Raw genomic sequence first — 17,911 nt, forward strand, 5'->3', positions numbered from 1 at the left:
GGACGGTGTTCTACTTCATGGCCCCGGCGTCGCTCGGGTTCCTGATCTTCTTCGGCTACCCGCTGATCGCCACCGTCTACTACTCGTTCACCCGGTACGACCTGATCAACCCTCCACAGTGGATCGGGTTCGAGAACTACGTGCGGATGTTCACCAGCGAGCCGCTGGTGAAGACCGCGGCCTACAACACGTTGTGGCTGGTCATCATCCTGACCATCTGCCGGGTGCTGTTCTCGCTCGGCGTCGCCTCGGTGATCTCGCGGCTGAAGTCGGGCGTCGGCATCGTCCGCACGCTCTGCTACCTGCCCGCGCTGGCCCCGCCGGCCGCGGCGACGCTGGCGTTCGTCTTCGTGTTCAACCCCGAATTCGGCCCGGTGAACCGGTTCCTGCGCCTGCTGGGCATCGACGGCGGGCTGTGGTTCAACAGCCCGGAGATGTCGAAGCCCGCGCTCACACTGCTGGCGTTGTGGGGCTCCGGCGAGCTGATGATCATCATTCTCGCCGCGCTCCTCGACGTGCCTGTCGAGCAGTACGAAGCCGCCGAGCTGGACGGCGCCGGCCCGGTCCGCCGGTTCTGGCACGTGACGCTGCCGTCGATCTCGCCGGTGCTGCTGTTCGGCGTGGTCAACTCGATGATCTACGCGCTGCAGTTCTTCACCCAGGCGATCGTCGCCTCGTCCGCTTCGGCGGGCACGGCGGACGTCGCGGGCAACTCGAAGCTGATCGGCGCGCCGGAGAACTCGACGCTGACCTACCCGATCTGGTTGTACGTCCAGGGTTTTCGCTACTTCAACATGGGTTACGCGGCGGCCATGGCCGTGCTGCTGTTCATCGTTTCCGCAGGCTTCACGTGGATTCTCGTGCGGCAGTTGCGTAAGGCCCAGCATCAGGAGGAGGGGGCATGACCACGATCTCGGCGCCCGCGCGCCCACCCGCGTCCGTGCCCCCGCGCGTGCATTTCAAGCGCCAGTGGGACAAACGCCTCGGCTTCATCGCGACGCACGCCATCGGCATCGCGCTCGGCGTGGTCTTCGTGCTGCCGCTGCTGTTCGTCTTCCTCACCGCGGTGATGAAGAGCGACCAGGCGATGTCGTCCAGCCTGTGGCCGACGGAGTGGCACTTCGAGAACTTCGTCGAGGTGTTCCGCCGGGCGCCGTTGCTGGAGTACTTCGGCAACAGCCTGCTCTACTCCTCGCTGGCGACAGTCGGGGCGCTCGTCTCGGCCATCCCCGCGGCGTACGGGCTGGCGAAGCTGCGGTGGCGCGGCCAGAACCTGTTCTTCATGCTCACGGTGGCGGCGATGATGCTGCCGCCGCAGGTCACCATCGTGCCGTTGTACGACCTGTGGGTGCGGCTCGGCCTCACCGGCACGCTGGTGCCGCTGATCGTGCCGTACTTCTTCTTCGACGCGTTCTCGATCTTCCTGCTCCGGCAGTTCTTCCTCACCATCCCCAAGGACTACCTCGAAGCGGCGAAGATCGACGGCTGCAACGAGTTCCAGGCCATGGTCAGGGTGCTGCTCCCGATGGCCAAGCCGGGTATCGCGGCCACCGCGATGTTCTGCTTCCTGTTCACCTGGAACGACTACTTCGGGCCGCTGCTCTACACCGGCGAGAACCAGGACAACTGGCCGCTGTCGCTGGCGATCGCGTCGTTCCGCGGCATGCACCACGTCGAGTGGAACCTCACGATGGCCGCCACCGCGCTGATCATGGCGCCGGTGATCGTGCTGTTCGTGTTCGCGCAGAAGTCTTTTGTCAAGGGCATCACGTTCACGGGAGTCAAGGGATGAAGCTGGCAGTGGTCGGCGGTGGGTCCACCTACACGCCGGAGCTGGTCGACGGGATCGCCGGGCGAAGGTCCACATTGGACGTCGACGAGATCGTGCTGATCGACCCCGACGCCTACCGGGTGGAGGCCGTCGGCGGGTTCAGCCAGCGGCTGCTCGACCACGCCGGGCACCCGGCCCGGGTGCGCACAACCGCGAACCTGGAGGAGGGCGTCGACGGTGCTTCGGCGGTCCTGATCCAGCTGCGGGTCGGCGGGCAGCGGGCGCGCGCGACGGACGAGACGTTCCCGCACGCGTGCGGCTGCCTCGGCCAGGAGACGACGGGTGCGGGCGGGCTGGCGAAGGCGCTGCGGACGGTGCCGGTGGTGCTCGACATCGCCGAACGCGTGCGCAAGGTGGCGGGCGACGACACCTGGATCGTCAACTTCACGAACCCGGTCGGCATCGTCACGCGGGCGCTGCTGCAGGAGGGCCACCGCGCTGTCGGGCTGTGCAACGTCGCGATCAACCTGCAGCGGAAGTTCGGAAAGCTGCTCGGCGCGGGGACCGGCGACGTCAAGCTCGTCCACACGGGACTGAACCACCTGAGCTGGGAGCGCGGCGTTTTCGTCGACGGCGTCGACCGGCTGCCGGAGCTGCTGTCCGAGCACGCGGAGTTCCTCGGCGAAGAGGTGACGGCGCCGGTTGAGTGGATGCGGCGGATGAACGCCGTGCCATCGTATTACCTGAAGTACTACTACGCACACGACGAGCAGGTGGCCAAGCAGCTCAAGGAACGCCCGCGCGCCGAGGTGGTCAGCGACGTGGAGGAGGAGCTGCTGAAGCTCTACCTCGACCCGGAGCAGGTGACGAAGCCGGATTCGCTGGAGAAGCGCGGCGGCGCGTACTACTCGGAGGCGGCGGTGCAGCTCGTGCACGCGCTGACCGCGGGCGGGCCGCCGGAGGAGCACGTGGTGAACGTGCCCAACAACGGCACGTTCGGCTTCCTGCCGGACGACGCGGTGATCGAGGTATCCTCCACTGTGGACTCCGGTGGCGCGGTGGCGATCCCGCAGAAGCCCGTCGAGCCGCGGTTCTCCGGGCTGATCGCGGCCGTGACGGCGTACGAGCACCTCGCGCTGGAGGCCGCGGTGAAGGGCGGGCGCGACCGGGTGGCCGACGCGCTGCTGGCCCACCCGCTGATCGGGCAGTACACCAAGGCCGACCAGCTGGCCGACTCCCTGGTGTCGATCAACCGCGACTTCCTGCCATGGGCGTGAGGTCCGCGGTTGTCGCCATCGATGGAGGAAACAGCAAAACCGAAGTACTGCTGGTGTCGCGCGACGGCGAGGTGCTCGCCCAATCGCGCGGCCCCGGCGCCTCCCCGCAGAACGTCGGCGTCGCGGGGTGTGTGGCCGCGCTCGAATCGCTGGTGGCCGAGGCGCTGACCTCGGCCGGGCTGCCGGTGGAACGGCCGTACGGCGTGCACACTTCGGCGTACCTGGCCGGGCTGGACTTCCCGCGCGAGGAAAAGGCGTTGCGTGAAGCGCTTCTTGCCCGCGGTTGGAGCGTCACGTTGGAGGTCGGCAACGACGTCCTCGCGCTGCTGCGCGCCGGCAGCTCGGACGGCACCGGCGTCGCCGTGGTGTGCGGCGCGGGAATCAACGGCATCGGCGTCGGACCGGACGGCCGCGTGTACCGGTTTCCCGCGCTGGGCCGGCTTTCCGGCGACTGGGGCGGCGGCTACCGGCTCGGTGAGGAGGCCCTGTGGTGGGCCGTCCGCGCGGAGGACGGCCGTGGCCCCCGGACGGAACTGCAGGCCGCGGTGGCGGGCTTCTTCGGCCGGCCGACGCTGCTGGATGTGGTGCAGGGCCTGCATTTCGGCGAGCTGGACTCAGCGTCCATCCACGGGCTGTGCCCGCTGCTGTTCGAGGTCGCGGCCGACGGCGACGAGGTGGCGCAGCAGGTGGTCGCGCGGTTCGTCGAGGAGGTGAGCGTGCTGGTCGCGGTGATCCTGCGGCGGCTGGACCTCACCGAGTCGGCCCCGGAGGTGATCCTCGGCGGCGGTGTGCTGACCGGTGTCGGCGCGCCGGTGATCGCGGAGATCGAGCGGCGCTGCCTCAAGGTGGCGCCGCTCGCGCGAGTGCGGGTGGTCGACGTGAACCCCGTCGTCGGCGCGGCCCTGTTCGGCCTCGACGCGCTCGGCTCACCCGCGTCGGCGAAGGCCGCGCTGAAGGCCGCCACCCAGCGGGCCTGACCTCCGAAGCCGTTAAGGCCTCCTTACCCGCGTCCGACGCGGGTAAGGAGGCCTTAACGGACTTCGACCAAGCGGGGGTCAGCGGACCGCGACGGTTTCGCCGGTTTCCAGCAGGGACTTGAGGTCCGAGAGGACCCAGGCCCAGCCGCCGCCCGCGTTCTGCCCGGGGCCGGCGTTGAGGTCCTCGTGCACCCCGGCGACCATCGCGGCGTGGTTCGGCGCGCCGGTGACGTCGTGGGTGATGGTGAGCCGGGTGCCCGTCGACTGGGTTTCCTCGATGTCGTAGGTGAGCGTGGTGTACGGCTCCGCGATCAGGCTCGGGTCCATCAGCAGCCGCCAGGTGATGACCAGTCTGCGCGGCGGGTCGACCTCGACGACCTCGCCGTCGAGCAGGTCACCGGTGTACCCGGCGTCGATGAAGTCCTGCGTCGGGCGGAAGCGGTGCTTGCCGCCGGCCTGGAGGTCGAAGTCGGCCAGGCCGCCGTAGCCGTACTTCGCCGTCCACTCGGGCTTGGTGATGGCGTCCCAGATCGCCTGCGGGCTCGCCTTGATGTAAACGCGGTTGACCTGCACGGTCTTCGTCTCGGTCATTCTGGTGGCTCCTTCTCCAGTTCGGCTTTGAGGTCGAGCAGCGCCGCGGTGTGACGGGCGGTGTACTTGCCGATCCACCGGTCGTGGATCTGGCGGATCGGCACCGCGTTCAGGAAGTGCCGCTTCTCGCGCCCCTCCTTGCGGCTGATGACCAGCCCGGCCTCCTCCAGCAGCTTCAGGTGTTTCATCACGCCGAAGCGCGTCATGTCCACTTCGGACTCCAGCTCGCCCAGTGTCCGCCCGTCTCGCGCGAACAGCTGGTCGAGCAGGAACCGCCGGGTGGGATCCGCCAGCGCCTTGAACACCAGGTCGTCATCCGGCATGGAGGAAGGATAGGTGACCAAAAGGTCACATGTCAACCGGGAGCCGTGCCGATCAGCCGAACATGTTCGCGGGCAGGCCGGACTGCTTGAGGATGTCGGCGACGCTGTAGTAGTCGTCGTCCGAGACGATCTTGTCGCCCTGCATCTTGAGTACCGCGACGGCGGGCACGGAGAACGGCTTGGGCGCGCCTTCCATCTGGCCGGTGAAGGTCCATTGGAGAGTGACCTGGTCGCCGCCGGCGAAGGAGTTGGTGACCTTGAGGCCGGCGTTGTGGACGTACTGGTGGGTGCGGGCGGCCCAGGCCGTGACGCCGTCGGTGCCGTTGCTGGTCTTCTGGAAGGCGTGGTCGGTGTAGCGGGCGCCGTCCTTGACGAACAGCTCGGAAACGGCCTTGGGGTCGGCGTTGTTCCAGGCGGCGTCCCACTTGGCGGCGATCTCCGGGGTGCCCTTGGAACCGTTGTCGTCGCCCGAGCCGCAGGCGGCGAGTCCGCCCAGTGCGGCGATGCCGAGCACGCTGGCGGCGATGGTGGTGGTGACGGAGCGACGGATGGCCATGACTTCTTCTCCTGAGTGGCGTTGTGATTGATCGGTCACTAAGTATGTAACCGCACACTCACAACCGTGTCAACAAACTTTCGGGCAAGGCGCGAAACCGACAAAACAGCGCCGCAGGACCGGGGTGGTCCTGCGGCGCTGTGTGTCTGAGGGCTGGGTAGGAGCAGGTGTCTAGAGCAGGGCGCCGAGCGGGAGGATCAGCGCGATCGCGACCACCGAGATGATCGTCTCCATCACCGACCAGGTCTTCAGCGTCTGGCCGACGGACATCCCGAAGTACTCCTTGACCAGCCAGAACCCGGCGTCGTTCACGTGTGAGAAGAACAGCGAGCCCGCGCCGATGGCGAGCACCAGCAGGGCGTTGTGCGTCGGGTCGAGGGTGGCGGCCAGCGGGGCGACGATGCCGGCGGCGGACACGGTCGCGACCGTCGCCGAGCCCGTGGCCAGCCGGATCGCGACAGCGACCAGCCAGCCCAGCAGCAGCGGGGAGAAGTGGGCGCCGGTGGCGAGGCTGGTGATCACGTCGCCGACGCCGGCGTCCACCAGCGTCTGCTTGAACCCGCCGCCCGCGGCGACGATGAGCATGATGCCGGCGATCGGGCCGAGCGACTCGCCGATGATCGCGGTCAGCCGGGCGCGGTCGAGGCGCGCGGGGCGGCCCAGCAGGACCATGCCGACGAGCACGGCGAGCAGCAGGGCCACCAGCGGGTCGCCGATGAAGTCGAGCACGCGGCGGACGCCGTTTTCCTTGCCCGCCAAGATGTCCGCCAGCGCCTTGGCCAGCATGAGCACCACAGGAAGGAGCACAGTGGACAGTGTCGCGGCGAAGCTCGGCCGGTCGTCGGCGTCGCTGCGCTTCGAATCGGGAACGAGCCGCTCGGGCGGCGTGGCGTCGGGCACGAGCTTCGCCGCCAGGCGGCCGAACAGCGGGCCCGCGATGACCACCGTCGGCAGGCCGACGAGCAGGCCGAGGGCGAGCGTGATGCCGACGTTCGCGCCCAGCGCGCCCGCGGCCGCGAGCGGGCCGGGGTGCGGCGGGATCAGGCCGTGCAGCACCGACAGCCCGGCCAGCGCCGGAACTCCCAGCAGCAGCACGGGTTTCCCGCTGCGCTTGGCGACCAGCAGCACCACCGGGATCAGCATCACCAGGCCGATCTCGAAGAACATCGGCAGCCCGATCAGTGCGGCCACCAGCGCCATCGCCCACGGCAGCCCGCGGCCGCGCACCCGGCCGAGCACGGTGTCCACGATCCGGTCGGCGCCGCCGGAGTCGGCCAGCAGCTTGCCGAGCATCGCGCCGAACGCGATCAGCACGCCCACCGACGCGATGGTGCTGCCGACCCCGGTCTCGAAGCTCTTCAGCAACTTGTCGACCGGCATCCCGGCGACCAGGCCGAGCACGGCGGAGCCGAGGGTGAGCGCGAGCAGCGGGTGCAGCTTCACCTTGCTGATTCCGGCGACGATCACGGCGATGGCGAGCACCGTCGCGCCGATCAGGCGGGTGTCGTGGCCGGTCCAGCCGGCGGCGAGGGTGGTCATGCGTCCTCCTCGATGGACGCGGCGAGCCGCGACTGTATCTCCGCGTCGGCCAGGCATGGCGCCGATGATTCGGACCTGCAAGCAGTCCTCATGCGCGCTCCCGGAAGCCGGCCAGTGCGGCGGCGATGATGTCAGTGGGGCTTTCGGCGATGTCGAAGACGCGGCCCGGCTCGTCCGGCTGCAGCGGCTCGAGGTCCGCGAGCTGGGAGTCGAGCAGCGAGACGGGCATGAAGTGGCCCGTGCGTGTCTTCATCCGCTCGGCGAGGACGGCCCGGTCGCCGTCCAGGTGCAGGAACCAGACGCGGCCGCCGGTCCGGAGGACGTCGCGGTAACGGCGCTTGAGCGCGGACGACGTGACCACACCGCCGGTCTCCTGGTGCCGCCGGATCCACTCGGCGATGGACTCGAGCCACGGCGCGCGGTCCGCGTCCGTGAGCGCGTGGCCCGCGGTCATCTTGTCGATGTTGGCCTGCGGGTGGAAAGTGTCGGCCTCGGCGTACTCGACGCCCAGCTGTTCGGCCAGCGCCGTGCCGACCGTCGTCTTGCCGGATCCCGAAACGCCCATCACCACGATGACGGTCATCCGCACCTCCCACGTCTTTGTGCCCGGAGCAGTCAAACTCAAAAGTACTACTTAATCAAGAAGAAGTACTACTTAATCGAATCAGAGGGTTAGGTTGGCCGGGTGGGGAGTGACAGGCACGAGGAAGTCCTCGACGCGCTGGGCGCGGCGATCGCGGGCGGTGAGCTGGCGCCGGGTTCGGTGCTGCGCTCCGACGAGCTGCAGGAGCGCTTCGGGGCGTCGCGGACCGTCGCGCGCGAGGTGGTGCGCGTGCTGGAGACGATGCGGCTGACCAGCAGCCGGCGGCGCGTCGGCGTGATCGTGCGCGAACCGGCCGAGTGGAACCACTACGACCCGCGGCTGATCCGCTGGCAGCTGGACGGCCCGGGCCGCGCCGTCGCCCTGCGGACCCTGACCGAGCTGCGGTCCGGCGTCGAGCCGTGCGCCGCGCGGTTCGCGGCCCTGCGCGCGACGCCGGAGGACCGCGGCCGGCTGCGCGCGCTGGCGGCGCACCTCGAGCGCACGGCGCGGGCGCGGGACCTGCCGACGTTCCTCGGCCACGACGTCGCCTTCCACGACCTGCTGCTGGCGGCCTCGGGGAACCCGATGTTCGCGCAGCTGTCGTCAGTGGTCGCCGAGGTGCTGGCGGGCCGCACGGAACACGGTCTGATGCCGGCGGAACCGCAGCCGGAGGCCGTCGCCCTGCACGTGGAGGTCGCCCGCGCCGTCGACGCCGGCGAGGCCGACCGGGCGGAGCGCGCGATGCGCGACATCGTCGACCAGGCACGCGACGAGATCGCCGCCGCCGTGGCCGGGTAATCTCGGGCCCGCACTCGACTTTTCACGAATCCGGGGGGCTTCTGTGAGCGCGGCGCGCGCTATCGGCTTAATGCTGGGCCTGGCGGCAGACGGCGTCCTGGGCAACCCTCGGAAACGCCCGCCGGTCACCGCTTTCCGGCGGCTGGCCTCGACACCGGGTGCTCCGGTGGGGCGGGATGCTGGGGTGGCGACCTCGACCCAGGCCTCAGGGCCTCCGGCCGCTGCCGCTGCGGCTGCGACCTCGGCGACCGCGGCTGCGACTTCGTCCCCATCTGCCGCCACGCCACGATCTGACTCGCCAACCCCACTCGTCCCGATAACCCCAGCCGCCCCCGCGTCGGTGCGGTCCGTTGTGGTCGGGTTGGGCGTGGCGGCTGCGGCGGTGGCTGTCGGGGTGGTCGTCGAGCGGGCCGGGCGGGGGCGGCCGGTGGTGCAGGCCGCGACGACGGCCGTCACGACGTGGGCGGTCGTCGGCGCCGCGGGGCTCGCCACGCAGGGCACCGAGCTGGCGCGCGAACTCGAAGAGGGCCGCCTTGAACCGGCCCGCGGCACACTGTCCGAATTGGACACCCGGGTCGCGGACGGGCTCGGGCTGATCGCGCTTTCCCGTGCGTCCGTGGAAACCCTGGCGGAGAACACGTCCGAAGTGGTCGTCGCGCCGTTGCTGTGGGGTGCGCTCGCGGGGGTGCCGGGCCTGCTGGCGTCCCGCACGATCAGCGTCCTGCGGCGGGCGGCGCGGGGCAGCACCGGCAGGCACCACTGGGCGGTCGAGCGGATCGACGAGCTGATCCACCTGGTCCCGACCCGCGCCGCGGCGGGCCTGACGGTGCTGGCGGCCCCCGTCGTCGGCGGGTCCGCGGGCGGGGCCTGGCGCGCCTGGCGCCGCGACACGATCGCCCACCCGAGCCCGAACGCCGGCCGCGTCGAGGCCGCTTTCGCCGGTGCGCTGGAAATCCGCGTCGGCGGCCGCACGGTCTACCCGCACGGCGTCGTCGAGCTCCCGGTACTGGGCGTCGGCCGCAACCCGGACGCGGGCCACGTGACCAGGGCCGTCGAGCTTTCCCGGGTCGTCGGCTGGCTCGCCGGCGCCACTTCGGTGGTGGTGGCCCTGACCGTGGGCCTGCGTCACCGCAAGGGCTGACCGCTCAAGCTCGCCGCAACGTCAGCTCCTTCAGCTCGCCGGCGAGCGCGGGGGAGGCGTAGGTCTTGAGGACGTCGTTACCTGCCGGGCAGACGCCCAAGTCGGGGCAGGTAAGCGGAATCAGCGCACGAAGCGCTTTCGTAAGGTGCCCGGCCGGCAGCGTGCCGAGCACCTTCTTCACCCCGAACGCCGAAGCCAGCCCCAGCGTCTCCGCCATGAACTTCGGGAATCCGAGCGCAAGCAGCCCGGCGCTCACCGGCCGTTGGAACAGCTGAGCGTAAGTGGCCGGATCAATGCCTTTCGCCAGGCTGTTGAGCTTGACGCAGAGGCTATGGCCGAAGCGGTAAGTTGGGCGACGCCGGGTCTTGTCCAGGAGCTGGTTCGCGAGCTTTACGTAGAAGCCGTCTTCGTCGAAGACGTAGGTGACCGCGTCCATCGAGATCGCCGACGGCTGCTTTCTCAGCACCTCGCGCGCGCGGCCGCGCCGTTCTTGTCGTCGGTCCCGCGGCGGTACGGGGGCCGGGCGAGCATTGGAGAGGGAAGGCCGCGACGGACGCGGAGGCGAGGACGGTTCCCAACGAGGCGGGTGGACATTGCGGCCGGAACCGCTGCTCGTCCGCTGCTGAGCGGCTTTCCTGGCGCACTCCTGCTCGCGCTCCGATCCTGGGCGGTGGTTGTGACCGGCGAAGTACCGACAAGGGCGTTCACCTGCGCGAGGCGGCTTCCGGGTTGCCATTCGTTCCACGCTACGAACGAGATCTCAGCAGGTCACTCGGCTGATGCGGTCGAGCCGAGGCGGCGATGGATCACGCGTTGTGCGTCCACTGCGCCTTGTGGGTCACAGCCGTTCCCTCACGTGAGTGCATCGGATCCGCTCAGCACCGCCGCGGTGGCCGGGTCAAAGAGCCTGCTCCCGGCCGAACCAGCAGCCCACCTATCGGGCCGCCGTGAACTCCTCGTCGTCCTCGGCCAGCATCTCGGCGACGGACTTGCGCCGGGTGCGGTCCGTCTTCTCCGTGGTCAGGGCTCCGCCGGGCTTCAGCTCGCGGATGGTGAAGTACAGCCAGCCCAGCACGGCCATGGTGCCGAACGCGATCCACTGCAGCGCGTACGAGAAGAACGGCCCCGAGTCCAGCTGCGGCAACGGCAGCGCGCCCAGCACGCCGGGCTGGTTCTGGTCGAGCTGGAAGTAACCGGGCCGGATCGTCAGGCCGGACGAGCGCGCGACCACCTGCGAGTCCACGGTGTAGCTCTGCAGCTTGCCGTCGGTGGACGCGTCGGCGAAGGCGTTGCGGTGCTTCGGGTCGGCCTCGTCGTTGCGGATGCGCGCGACCACCGTCACCTGTCCGCCCGGCGCGGCGGCGTACGGGAGCACGCCGGACTTGTCGTCGAGCCGCACGTAGCCGCGGTCGACGAGGTAGACGATGCCGTCGGACGCGCGTAGCGGTGTAAGGACCTCGAACGCCGCTTCGCCCTGCACGGTCCGCAGCCGCGCCACGACCTCGGCGGACGGGATGTACGTGCCGGTCAGCGACACCAGGTGCCACTCGTTCTGCTGGTCCGGCGCGGAGCCGGGCGCCAGCAGCTGCGAGACGGCCGCCGGCTGCGCGGTGAACGACGCGGTCAGCGCGTTGTTCTGCGCCGACTGCTCGGCGTCGCGCCGGAACTGCCATGGCGCCAGGAGCGTGAAGCAGCAGACGGCGAAGGTGAAGACCACCACCGTCAAGGCCAGCCAGCCTGGCCGGAGCAGAAAGCGCAACCGCACCCCTCCACGGTAGGCGGTCGCCGTCACGGCGCGCGCGGCGACCTCTCCACCAGTGGCTTTCGCGCGGGACAAAGTGCGCTAACCGTGCGCGCGCACCCAGTCGACGAGGGCGGGCATGGCGCGTTCGATCATGCCGAGCACCTCTTCGAAGCCGCCGTCGGCGCCGTAGTACGGGTCCGGCACCTCGGAGCACGGCGGCGCGATGGGGTCGAAGTCCCGCAGCAGCCGAACCCGCCCGGGCTCCGCGACGCGCGCCTGAAGGAACTCGAGGTGCCCCTCGTCGGCGGCCAGCAGCAGGTCGGCTTCGAGATCTTCGTCGCCGACCTCGGCCGCGACGTGCTCCGTGGGGTAGCCGTGCGCTTTCAACGTCGCGCGCGCCCGCCGGTCCGCAGCCTCCCCGACGTGCCACGGCCCCGTCCCGGCACTCGACACCCGTACGGCCCCTTCGAGCCCCGCTTCGGCCAGCTTCGCCCGGAACACCATCTCCGCCATGGGAGACCGGCAGATGTTGCCGGAACACACGAACACGACATGAGTCACGGGGTGGAGTCTTCCAGAACCGCCGCGGCCAGGTGGGCTCGTGAGTGTTGATGCCGGTTCTAACCGGCATCAACACTCACGAGCCCGTCAACCTGATGACGTGGGAAGATCCCCCCGTGCCCGCCCTATCCGAGATCATCGAAGTCCTCGAACGCAGCTACCCGAAGCACCTCGCCGAGAGCTGGGACGCCGTAGGCCTCGTCTGCGGCGACCCCACCGACGACGTGACGCGCGTGCTCTTCTGCGTAGACCCCGTCGAGGCGACGGTGGCCGAGGCCGAGGAACTGGGCGCGCAGCTGATCGTCGCGCACCATCCGTTGTTGCTCAGGGGTGTGCACGGGGTGCCGGCGGACACGGCGAAGGGTGGTCTCGTCCACCGCATGATCCGGGGCGGCATCGCGCTCTACTGCGCGCACACCAACGCCGATTCGGCCGACCCGGGCGTGTCCGACGCGCTCGCGGAGGCCATCGGGCTCACCGTGCGGCGGCCGCTGGACCCCCACGTTCCCGGTGGCCGCACCGGGATCGGCCGGATCGGGGAGCTGCCCGAGGCCGAGCCGTTCGGCGCGTTCGTGCAGCGGGTGGCCGAGGCGCTGCCGGCGACGCTGCCCGGAGTGCTCGGCGCCGGCGACCCGGACCGGCCGATCCGCACCGTCGCGGTGTCCGGCGGGGCCGGCGACTCCCACCTCGCCAAGGCCGCCGCGGCGGGCGTCGACGCCTACGTCACCGCGGACCTGCGCCATCACCCCGCCGGTGAGCACCTCGCCGCCGCCGGGGGAGCGCCCGCACTGGTCGGGCTCACGCACTGGGCCAGCGAATGGCCCTGGTGCAGGCAAGCCTCGGCCATTGTCGGCGCGGCCTTTGCGGGTAACGTCGACAGTCACGTCTCCACGCGGTGCACCGACCCGTGGACCGTCCGCGCTAGCCAACAAGGAGCACCGTGAAGGCCGACCCCGCCGTCCAGCGCCAGCTGCTCGAACTCGCGAAGGTGGACGCCGAGCTCTCGCGCACCGCGCACCGTCGCCGCACCCTCCCCGAGCTCGCCGAAATCGACGCCGGGGAGAAGACCGAGCGGGACAAGCGTGACGCCCTCGTGTCGGTCCAGACCGCCGTCTCCGACCTCGACCGCGAGATCGCCCGGCAGGAGAAAGAGATCGAGTCGGTGCGCGCCCGCGAGGACCGCGACCGCAAGCTGCTCGAGTCCGGTTCCGTGAACTCCAAGCAGATGACCGACATCGAGCACGAGCTGCAGACGCTCGGCCGCCGGCAGGGCGCGCTGGAGGACGACCTGCTGGAGCTGATGGAGCAGCGCGAGGCACTGGAGCTGGACGCCAAGCGCACCAGCGCCGAGGTCGCCAAGGCGGAGCAGGAGGTCGCCGCCGCGATCGCCCGCCGCGACGAGACGTTCAAGGACCTCGACACCACCCGCGCCCGCCGCGACGAGGACCGCGCGAAGCTGCTGCCGCGCTTCCCGGAGCCGGTGCTCAAGCTGTACCAGCGCACCCTCGAGCACAAGGGCATCGGCGCGGCCCTGCTGCGCGCCCGCCGCTGCGGCGCCTGCCAGCTGGAGCTGGACCGCAACACGATCAACGAGATCAAGGCCACCGCCGAGGACACCGTCGTGCAGTGCGAGAACTGCGGGGCGATCCTCGTCCGCACCCTGGAGTCGGGCCTGTGACGGACCGGGTGGTCGTCGAGGCCGACGGCGGCTCGCGCGGCAACCCCGGCCCGGCCGGCTACGGCGCCGTGGTCAAGGACGCCGCGACCGGCGAGGTCCTCGTCGAGCGGCACGAGTTCCTCGGCGTGGTCACCAACAACGTGGCCGAGTACTCGGGCCTGATCGCCGGGCTCGCCGCGGCCGCCGAGACCGGTGCGTCCACTGTGGACGTCCGGATGGACTCGAAGCTCGTCGTGGAGCAGATGTCCGGCCGCTGGAAGATCAAGCACGCCGCGCTGCAGCCGCTCGCCGCCGAGGCGCGTGAACTCGCGGACGGGTTCGACCGTGTCACTTACATGTGGATCCCCCGCGCCGAGAACTCGCACGCCGACCGGCTCGCCAACGTCGCGATGGACAGCGGCACCGGCCGTCCCACCGCCAAGGCCGCCACCGCTGCCGCCAAGACCGCTGCCGCCAAGGTCACCGAGCCGGACCGGATTTCCCCGGTCGGCTGGACCGGCGCCCGCGGCACGCCGACCAAGCTGCTCCTGCTGCGCCACGGCCAGACGGCGATGTCGGTCGACCGCCGCTACTCCGGCCGCGGCGACGTCCCGCTCACCGAGCACGGCCGTGGGCAGGCCGCCGCCGCGGCGAAGCGGCTGGCCGGCATGCCGGGCCTGATCGGCGAGGACGGCGAGGCCGCGCCCATCGTCGCGTCGCCGCTGACCCGGACGAAGCAGACCGCGCAGGCCGTCGCCGACGCGCTCGGCGGCCGGGTCGAGACGCACCCGGGCCTGATCGAAACCGACTTCGGCGAGTGGGAGGGCCTCACCTTCACCGAGGCCGCGGAGCACGACCCGGAGCTGCACCGCTGCTGGCTGTCCGACGCCTCGTGCGCGCCGCCCGGCGGCGAGAGCTTCGACGCGGTCTACGTGCGCGTCCGCCAGGCCCTCGACGACCTGGTCGAGCAGTACGCCGGCCGCACGGTCGTGGTGGTCAGCCACGTGACGCCGATCAAGACGCTGCTGCGGCTGGGCCTGGACTCCGGCCCGTCGCTGCTCTTCCGGCTGCACCTGGACCTGGCGTCGCTGTCGATCGTCGAGTTCTACCCCGACGGCAACGCTTCCGTCCGGCTGGTCAACGACATCTCACACCTGAGCTGACCGGCGGGAATGTGCTGCGGATCACGCCCGACGGTGACGCGTGGGAACCGGCCGGTGAGGTATTGGCTAGAGTGCTGAGTCGACCGCGGCGCCGCGGCGCGGATCCCCGGGGATCCTCATAGGGGGGCGCAGGCTCGTGCGTTTCTCGGCAAGATCTGCGAGTAGAAACAGTGACGAGGACATGACGGCAAGCGCACTCAGCGAAGCATCCGAACGTGACCTGCCCGAGCAGGACGCGCCCGAGACCGCCCGCGGCCTGCGTCACGGCTGGATCGCCGCGACGCTGGCGGTGCTCGCCGGTGTGGCCGCGGTCGCCTGGCACGCCACTCGCTACGGCCACTGGATCGTGGACGACGCGGCGATCACGTTCTCCTACTCGCGCAGCTTCGCCGACGGCCTCGGCCCGGTGCTGCAGCCCGGCGCGCCGCCGGTCGAGGGCTTCTCCGACCCGACCTGGATGGTGCTGCTCGCGCTCGGCAAGCTGGCCGGCCTGTTCGACCACGGCCTGCTGTTCGGCATCCCGGACTACGTGCTGTTCCCGAAGCTGCTCGGCCTGCTGTTCACCGCCGGCATCCTGATCCTCTGCCACGTGGCGGCGCGCCAGCTCTTCCCGCGGCGCGCGTGGGCGGTCACCCTGGCCGTCGGCCTCACGCTGGCCACCATCCCGTCGTTTGTCATCTGGGTGGTCTCCGGCCTGGAGAACTCGCTGTTCGCGTTCGCCGTGCTCGGCCTGGCGGTGCTGCTGTTCAGCGCGGTGCACAAGGAGCGCGCGCTCACGCCGAAGGTCGCGATCGCGGCGGGCGTGATCGTCGCGTTCGCCGCGCTGACGCGTCCTGAGGGCCTGATCTACATGGCCGCGTACCCGATCGTCCTGCTCTTCGGCATCCGCCGGGACGGCTTCTGGCGCAGCTTCCGCTTCGCCGTGCTGTCCATCGTGGCCTTCGCCGTCCCGTTCGGGGCGTACGTGGCCTGGCGCTACAGCGAGTTTCACCGGCTGCTGGCGAACCCGTCGGTGGCGAAGAAGCAGGGCCTGCCCGACCTGTACTCGATCATCCGGCCCGGCAACCTGATCGCGTACGCCGGCATCGCGGCCACGATCGTGCTCGCCGCCGTGGTGATCTGGGCGCTGGTCAAGGCCCCGTGGCGCCGGGCGCTGGTGGCGCTGATGACGCCGTTCGCGCTGGGCGTGATCGCCTTCGGCGTGATGATCCCGGACTGGATGGCGCAGAACCGTTTCGCGACGCCGGTGTGGGTGCTGGGCGCGCTGGGCGGGACGCTGGCGTTCGCCGAGCTGCTGCGCACGGTCAAGGTGCGCTGGCGCGCGGTGGCTTCGGTCGTGGTGGTGGCCGCGGCGATCCCGTCGCTGGTCGGGTTCACGCACGCCTCCGACCAGTTCATCAAGAGCCCCACCATCCCCGCCTGCCTGGTCGCCGACCGCTTCGGCCGCGGCTTCAACACCTACGCCGACATGCTGGGCCTCCAGCAGGCCTCGCTGCTGCTGCCGGACCTCGGCGGCTCGTCGATGACCAGCCGCCTGCACCTGGTGGACATGGCCGGGCTGGTGAACGCGGACATCGCGGACCTGACCAAGAACGAGGACCTCGCCGGCCTGCGCAACTACGTGTTCGACTCGGTCAAGCCGACCTTCATCCACTCCTGGGGCCCGTGGGCGGCGGGCAACGGGATCACGGTCGACCCGCGCGTGGACCGCGACTACTACCCGATCTTCGTCTACCCGGGCCCGGGCCCGCGCAACGGCGACTTCGTGCGCAAGGACGCCGTCACGGACATGGCCAAGCTCAAGGCCGTCCAGCACTACGCGGCGACCACGATGATGGACGTCGAGGCCTACCGGTTCGGCGAGGGCCTGAACGACTGCGGCCCGACGATGCAGCCGGGCCAGACCATCCCGCCGCGTCCCTGAGCCCCTTGTGAGTGTTTATGACGGTTCTAACCGTCATAAACACTCACGAGTCTTTTCAGGGGAGCACGAGCCAGAGCGCCACGGTGGCCGCGGCGAGGGAGAGCGGCGTGGTGAGCACGCCGAGCTTCAGGAACTCCCTCGCCGACGGCCGGTGCCCGGCCTTCGCGAGCACCCGGCGCCACAGCAGCGTGGCGAGTGAGCCGAGGTAGGTCGCGTTCGGGCCGATGTTCACGCCGAGCAGCACGGCGAGCAGGATGCCGGTGTTCGGGTGCGGGCCCAGCACGGTCAGCAGGATCAGCGTCGCCGGCAGGTTGTTGACGAGGTTGGCCAGCACGGCCGCGATGGCGGCGGTGGCCAGCAGCTCGGGCAGTCCGGCGGAGTCCGGCAGCAGGGTGTGCAGGACGCCGCCCAGCAGGTGCTCCGACACGGCCTCGACGACCACGGCCAGCCCGAGCACGAAGAGGATCAGCATCGGCGAGGCCTCGGTGACGAGCTGCCAGGGCTTGATCTTGCGTTCGGCCAGTGCTTTCACGCCGAGGATGAGCGCGGCCAGCGCGGCCACCCAGACGGGCTCGACGTGCACCAGCTGCCCGGCCCCGAACCCGACCAGCGTGCCCGCCAGCACGACGAGCGCGAACACCGGCGCGTCCCGGTGCTCGGGCGTACGGGTGCTGGGCGCGGCCCGGAGGTCCTTGCGGAAGAACCGGGCGAACACGGCCAGCTCGATGGCCAGCGTGACGAGCCATGGCAGCGCCATCAGCGCGGTGAACCCGGCGAACGTGAGCCCGGAGGCGGCGAAGGCGAGCAGGTTCGTCAGGTTGGAGACGGGCAGCAGGGTGGACGCGGAGTTGGCGAGGTGCGCGCACGCGTAGACGTGGGGCTTCGATTCGAGCCGCAGCCCTTCGGCGGTCGCGAGGACAACGGGCGTGAGCAGCACGACGGTCGCGTCGAGGCTGAGGATCGCGGTAACCCCGGCCGCCGCGGCGAACGTGAGGACGAGCAGCCGCCGCGGCCGCCCGCGGCAGACCTCCGCGAGCCGGGTCCCGAGCCAGCTGAACACCCCGTCCGCCGCGGCGAGATGGCTGACGAGCAGGATCGCGGCGAGGAACCCCATCGTCGGCAGGATCTCGACCACCCGCTGTCCCGCTTCCGCGGGAGTCGCCAGCCCCAGCAGCAACGCCACCCCGGCCAACGGCACGGCGGCCACCGCCTCGGGCCACCCCCGCGGCCGCACCATGGCGAACACCAGCGTGGCGGCAAGCAGGATCAGGCTGGCCACTGCCGCTGCGGGTCCGGTCACGCGCCA

Annotated in this window: 19 protein-coding genes; 10 read left to right on the plus strand and 9 right to left on the minus strand. The window is 70.5% G+C overall.

Features of this window, described 5'->3' with window-relative positions:
- Positions 1-17: 17 nt before the first annotated feature.
- From OG943_RS43045 to OG943_RS43060, 4 genes are read left to right on the plus strand one after another with little or no spacing between them, the layout of a single operon-like run.
- A complete protein-coding gene (locus OG943_RS43045; RefSeq protein WP_442874842.1) occupies positions 18-905 on the plus strand; it encodes a carbohydrate ABC transporter permease in 888 nt (295 codons plus the stop codon).
- Positions 902-1,792: a carbohydrate ABC transporter permease gene (locus OG943_RS43050; protein ID WP_328606621.1), complete on the plus strand. Its 891-nt coding sequence runs from the start codon at positions 902-904 to the stop codon at positions 1,790-1,792. Before OG943_RS43045 ends, OG943_RS43050 begins: the two co-directional genes overlap by 4 nt.
- Positions 1,789-3,048: a 6-phospho-beta-glucosidase gene (locus OG943_RS43055; protein ID WP_328606622.1), complete on the plus strand. Its 1,260-nt coding sequence runs from the start codon at positions 1,789-1,791 to the stop codon at positions 3,046-3,048. Before OG943_RS43050 ends, OG943_RS43055 begins: the two co-directional genes overlap by 4 nt.
- Positions 3,039-4,025, plus strand: coding sequence for an N-acetylglucosamine kinase (locus OG943_RS43060; protein WP_328606623.1), 987 nt, complete (start codon positions 3,039-3,041; stop codon positions 4,023-4,025). The genes OG943_RS43055 and OG943_RS43060 overlap by 10 nt, the downstream gene beginning before the upstream one ends.
- 78 nt (positions 4,026-4,103) lie before the next feature.
- Here the strand turns inward: OG943_RS43060 and OG943_RS43065 are convergent, their stop codons facing one another.
- The 5 genes from OG943_RS43065 to OG943_RS43085 form a co-directional block, all read right to left on the minus strand.
- Positions 4,104-4,616, minus strand: coding sequence for an SRPBCC domain-containing protein (locus OG943_RS43065; RefSeq protein WP_328606624.1), 513 nt, complete (start codon positions 4,614-4,616; stop codon positions 4,104-4,106).
- Positions 4,613-4,939 (minus strand): ArsR/SmtB family transcription factor, encoded by a 327-nt coding sequence (locus OG943_RS43070; RefSeq protein ID WP_328606625.1) that lies wholly within the window; start codon positions 4,937-4,939, stop codon positions 4,613-4,615. Before OG943_RS43070 ends, OG943_RS43065 begins: the two co-directional genes overlap by 4 nt.
- Before the next feature lie 52 nt (positions 4,940-4,991).
- Positions 4,992-5,495, minus strand: a complete 504-nt coding sequence (locus OG943_RS43075) for a nuclear transport factor 2 family protein (RefSeq protein ID WP_328606626.1) — start codon at positions 5,493-5,495, stop codon at positions 4,992-4,994.
- 171 nt (positions 5,496-5,666) lie between these two features.
- Positions 5,667-7,034, minus strand: a complete 1,368-nt coding sequence (locus OG943_RS43080) for a GntT/GntP/DsdX family permease (protein ID WP_328606627.1) — start codon at positions 7,032-7,034, stop codon at positions 5,667-5,669.
- Positions 7,035-7,122: 88 nt separating this feature from the next.
- Positions 7,123-7,617, minus strand: coding sequence for a gluconokinase (locus OG943_RS43085; RefSeq protein WP_328606628.1), 495 nt, complete (start codon positions 7,615-7,617; stop codon positions 7,123-7,125).
- A 102-nt stretch (positions 7,618-7,719) separates the two neighbouring features.
- Here OG943_RS43085 and OG943_RS43090 point away from each other — a divergent pair, with 102 nt between their 5' ends.
- Both OG943_RS43090 and OG943_RS43095 read left to right on the plus strand, forming a co-directional pair.
- Positions 7,720-8,415, plus strand: coding sequence for a FadR/GntR family transcriptional regulator (locus tag OG943_RS43090; RefSeq protein ID WP_328606629.1), 696 nt, complete (start codon positions 7,720-7,722; stop codon positions 8,413-8,415).
- Between the two features lie 184 nt (positions 8,416-8,599).
- Positions 8,600-9,556, plus strand: coding sequence for a cobalamin biosynthesis protein CobD/CbiB (locus tag OG943_RS43095; RefSeq protein ID WP_442874651.1), 957 nt, complete (start codon positions 8,600-8,602; stop codon positions 9,554-9,556).
- Between the two features lie 4 nt (positions 9,557-9,560).
- On the opposite strand, the gene OG943_RS43100 is transcribed toward OG943_RS43095, so the two are convergent.
- From OG943_RS43100 to OG943_RS43110, 3 genes are all read right to left on the minus strand, one after another.
- Complete coding sequence (locus OG943_RS43100; protein ID WP_328606630.1) at positions 9,561-9,992, minus strand: hypothetical protein; 432 nt, start codon at positions 9,990-9,992, stop codon at positions 9,561-9,563.
- Between the two features lie 498 nt (positions 9,993-10,490).
- A complete protein-coding gene (locus tag OG943_RS43105) occupies positions 10,491-11,321 on the minus strand; it encodes an SURF1 family cytochrome oxidase biogenesis protein (protein ID WP_328606631.1) in 831 nt (276 codons plus the stop codon).
- Positions 11,322-11,399: 78 nt separating this feature from the next.
- Positions 11,400-11,861 (minus strand): low molecular weight protein-tyrosine-phosphatase, encoded by a 462-nt coding sequence (locus OG943_RS43110; protein ID WP_328606632.1) that lies wholly within the window; start codon positions 11,859-11,861, stop codon positions 11,400-11,402.
- Between the two features lie 116 nt (positions 11,862-11,977).
- Between OG943_RS43110 and OG943_RS43115 the strand changes: the two genes are divergently transcribed.
- The 4 genes from OG943_RS43115 to OG943_RS43130 all read left to right on the plus strand — a co-directional run bounded on the left by OG943_RS43115 (position 11,978) and on the right by OG943_RS43130 (position 16,605).
- Complete coding sequence (locus OG943_RS43115) at positions 11,978-12,805, plus strand: Nif3-like dinuclear metal center hexameric protein (RefSeq protein ID WP_328606633.1); 828 nt, start codon at positions 11,978-11,980, stop codon at positions 12,803-12,805.
- On the plus strand, positions 12,802-13,539 hold the full coding sequence (locus OG943_RS43120; protein ID WP_328606634.1) for a zinc ribbon domain-containing protein: 738 nt from the start codon (positions 12,802-12,804) through the stop codon (positions 13,537-13,539). Before OG943_RS43115 ends, OG943_RS43120 begins: the two co-directional genes overlap by 4 nt.
- Positions 13,536-14,681 (plus strand): bifunctional RNase H/acid phosphatase, encoded by a 1,146-nt coding sequence (locus OG943_RS43125; RefSeq protein ID WP_328606635.1) that lies wholly within the window; start codon positions 13,536-13,538, stop codon positions 14,679-14,681. The genes OG943_RS43120 and OG943_RS43125 overlap by 4 nt, the downstream gene beginning before the upstream one ends.
- 181 nt (positions 14,682-14,862) lie before the next feature.
- Positions 14,863-16,605, plus strand: a complete 1,743-nt coding sequence (locus OG943_RS43130) for a hypothetical protein (RefSeq protein ID WP_328606636.1) — start codon at positions 14,863-14,865, stop codon at positions 16,603-16,605.
- A 55-nt stretch (positions 16,606-16,660) separates the two neighbouring features.
- Here OG943_RS43130 and OG943_RS43135 read toward each other — a convergent pair whose 3' ends face one another.
- Positions 16,661-17,905 (minus strand): ArsB/NhaD family transporter, encoded by a 1,245-nt coding sequence (locus tag OG943_RS43135; protein ID WP_328606637.1) that lies wholly within the window; start codon positions 17,903-17,905, stop codon positions 16,661-16,663.
- Positions 17,906-17,911: the final 6 nt, after the last annotated feature.

Origin of the sequence: Amycolatopsis sp. NBC_00345 (genome assembly GCF_036116635.1) — a bacterium.
Classification (GTDB): domain Bacteria; phylum Actinomycetota; class Actinomycetes; order Mycobacteriales; family Pseudonocardiaceae; genus Amycolatopsis.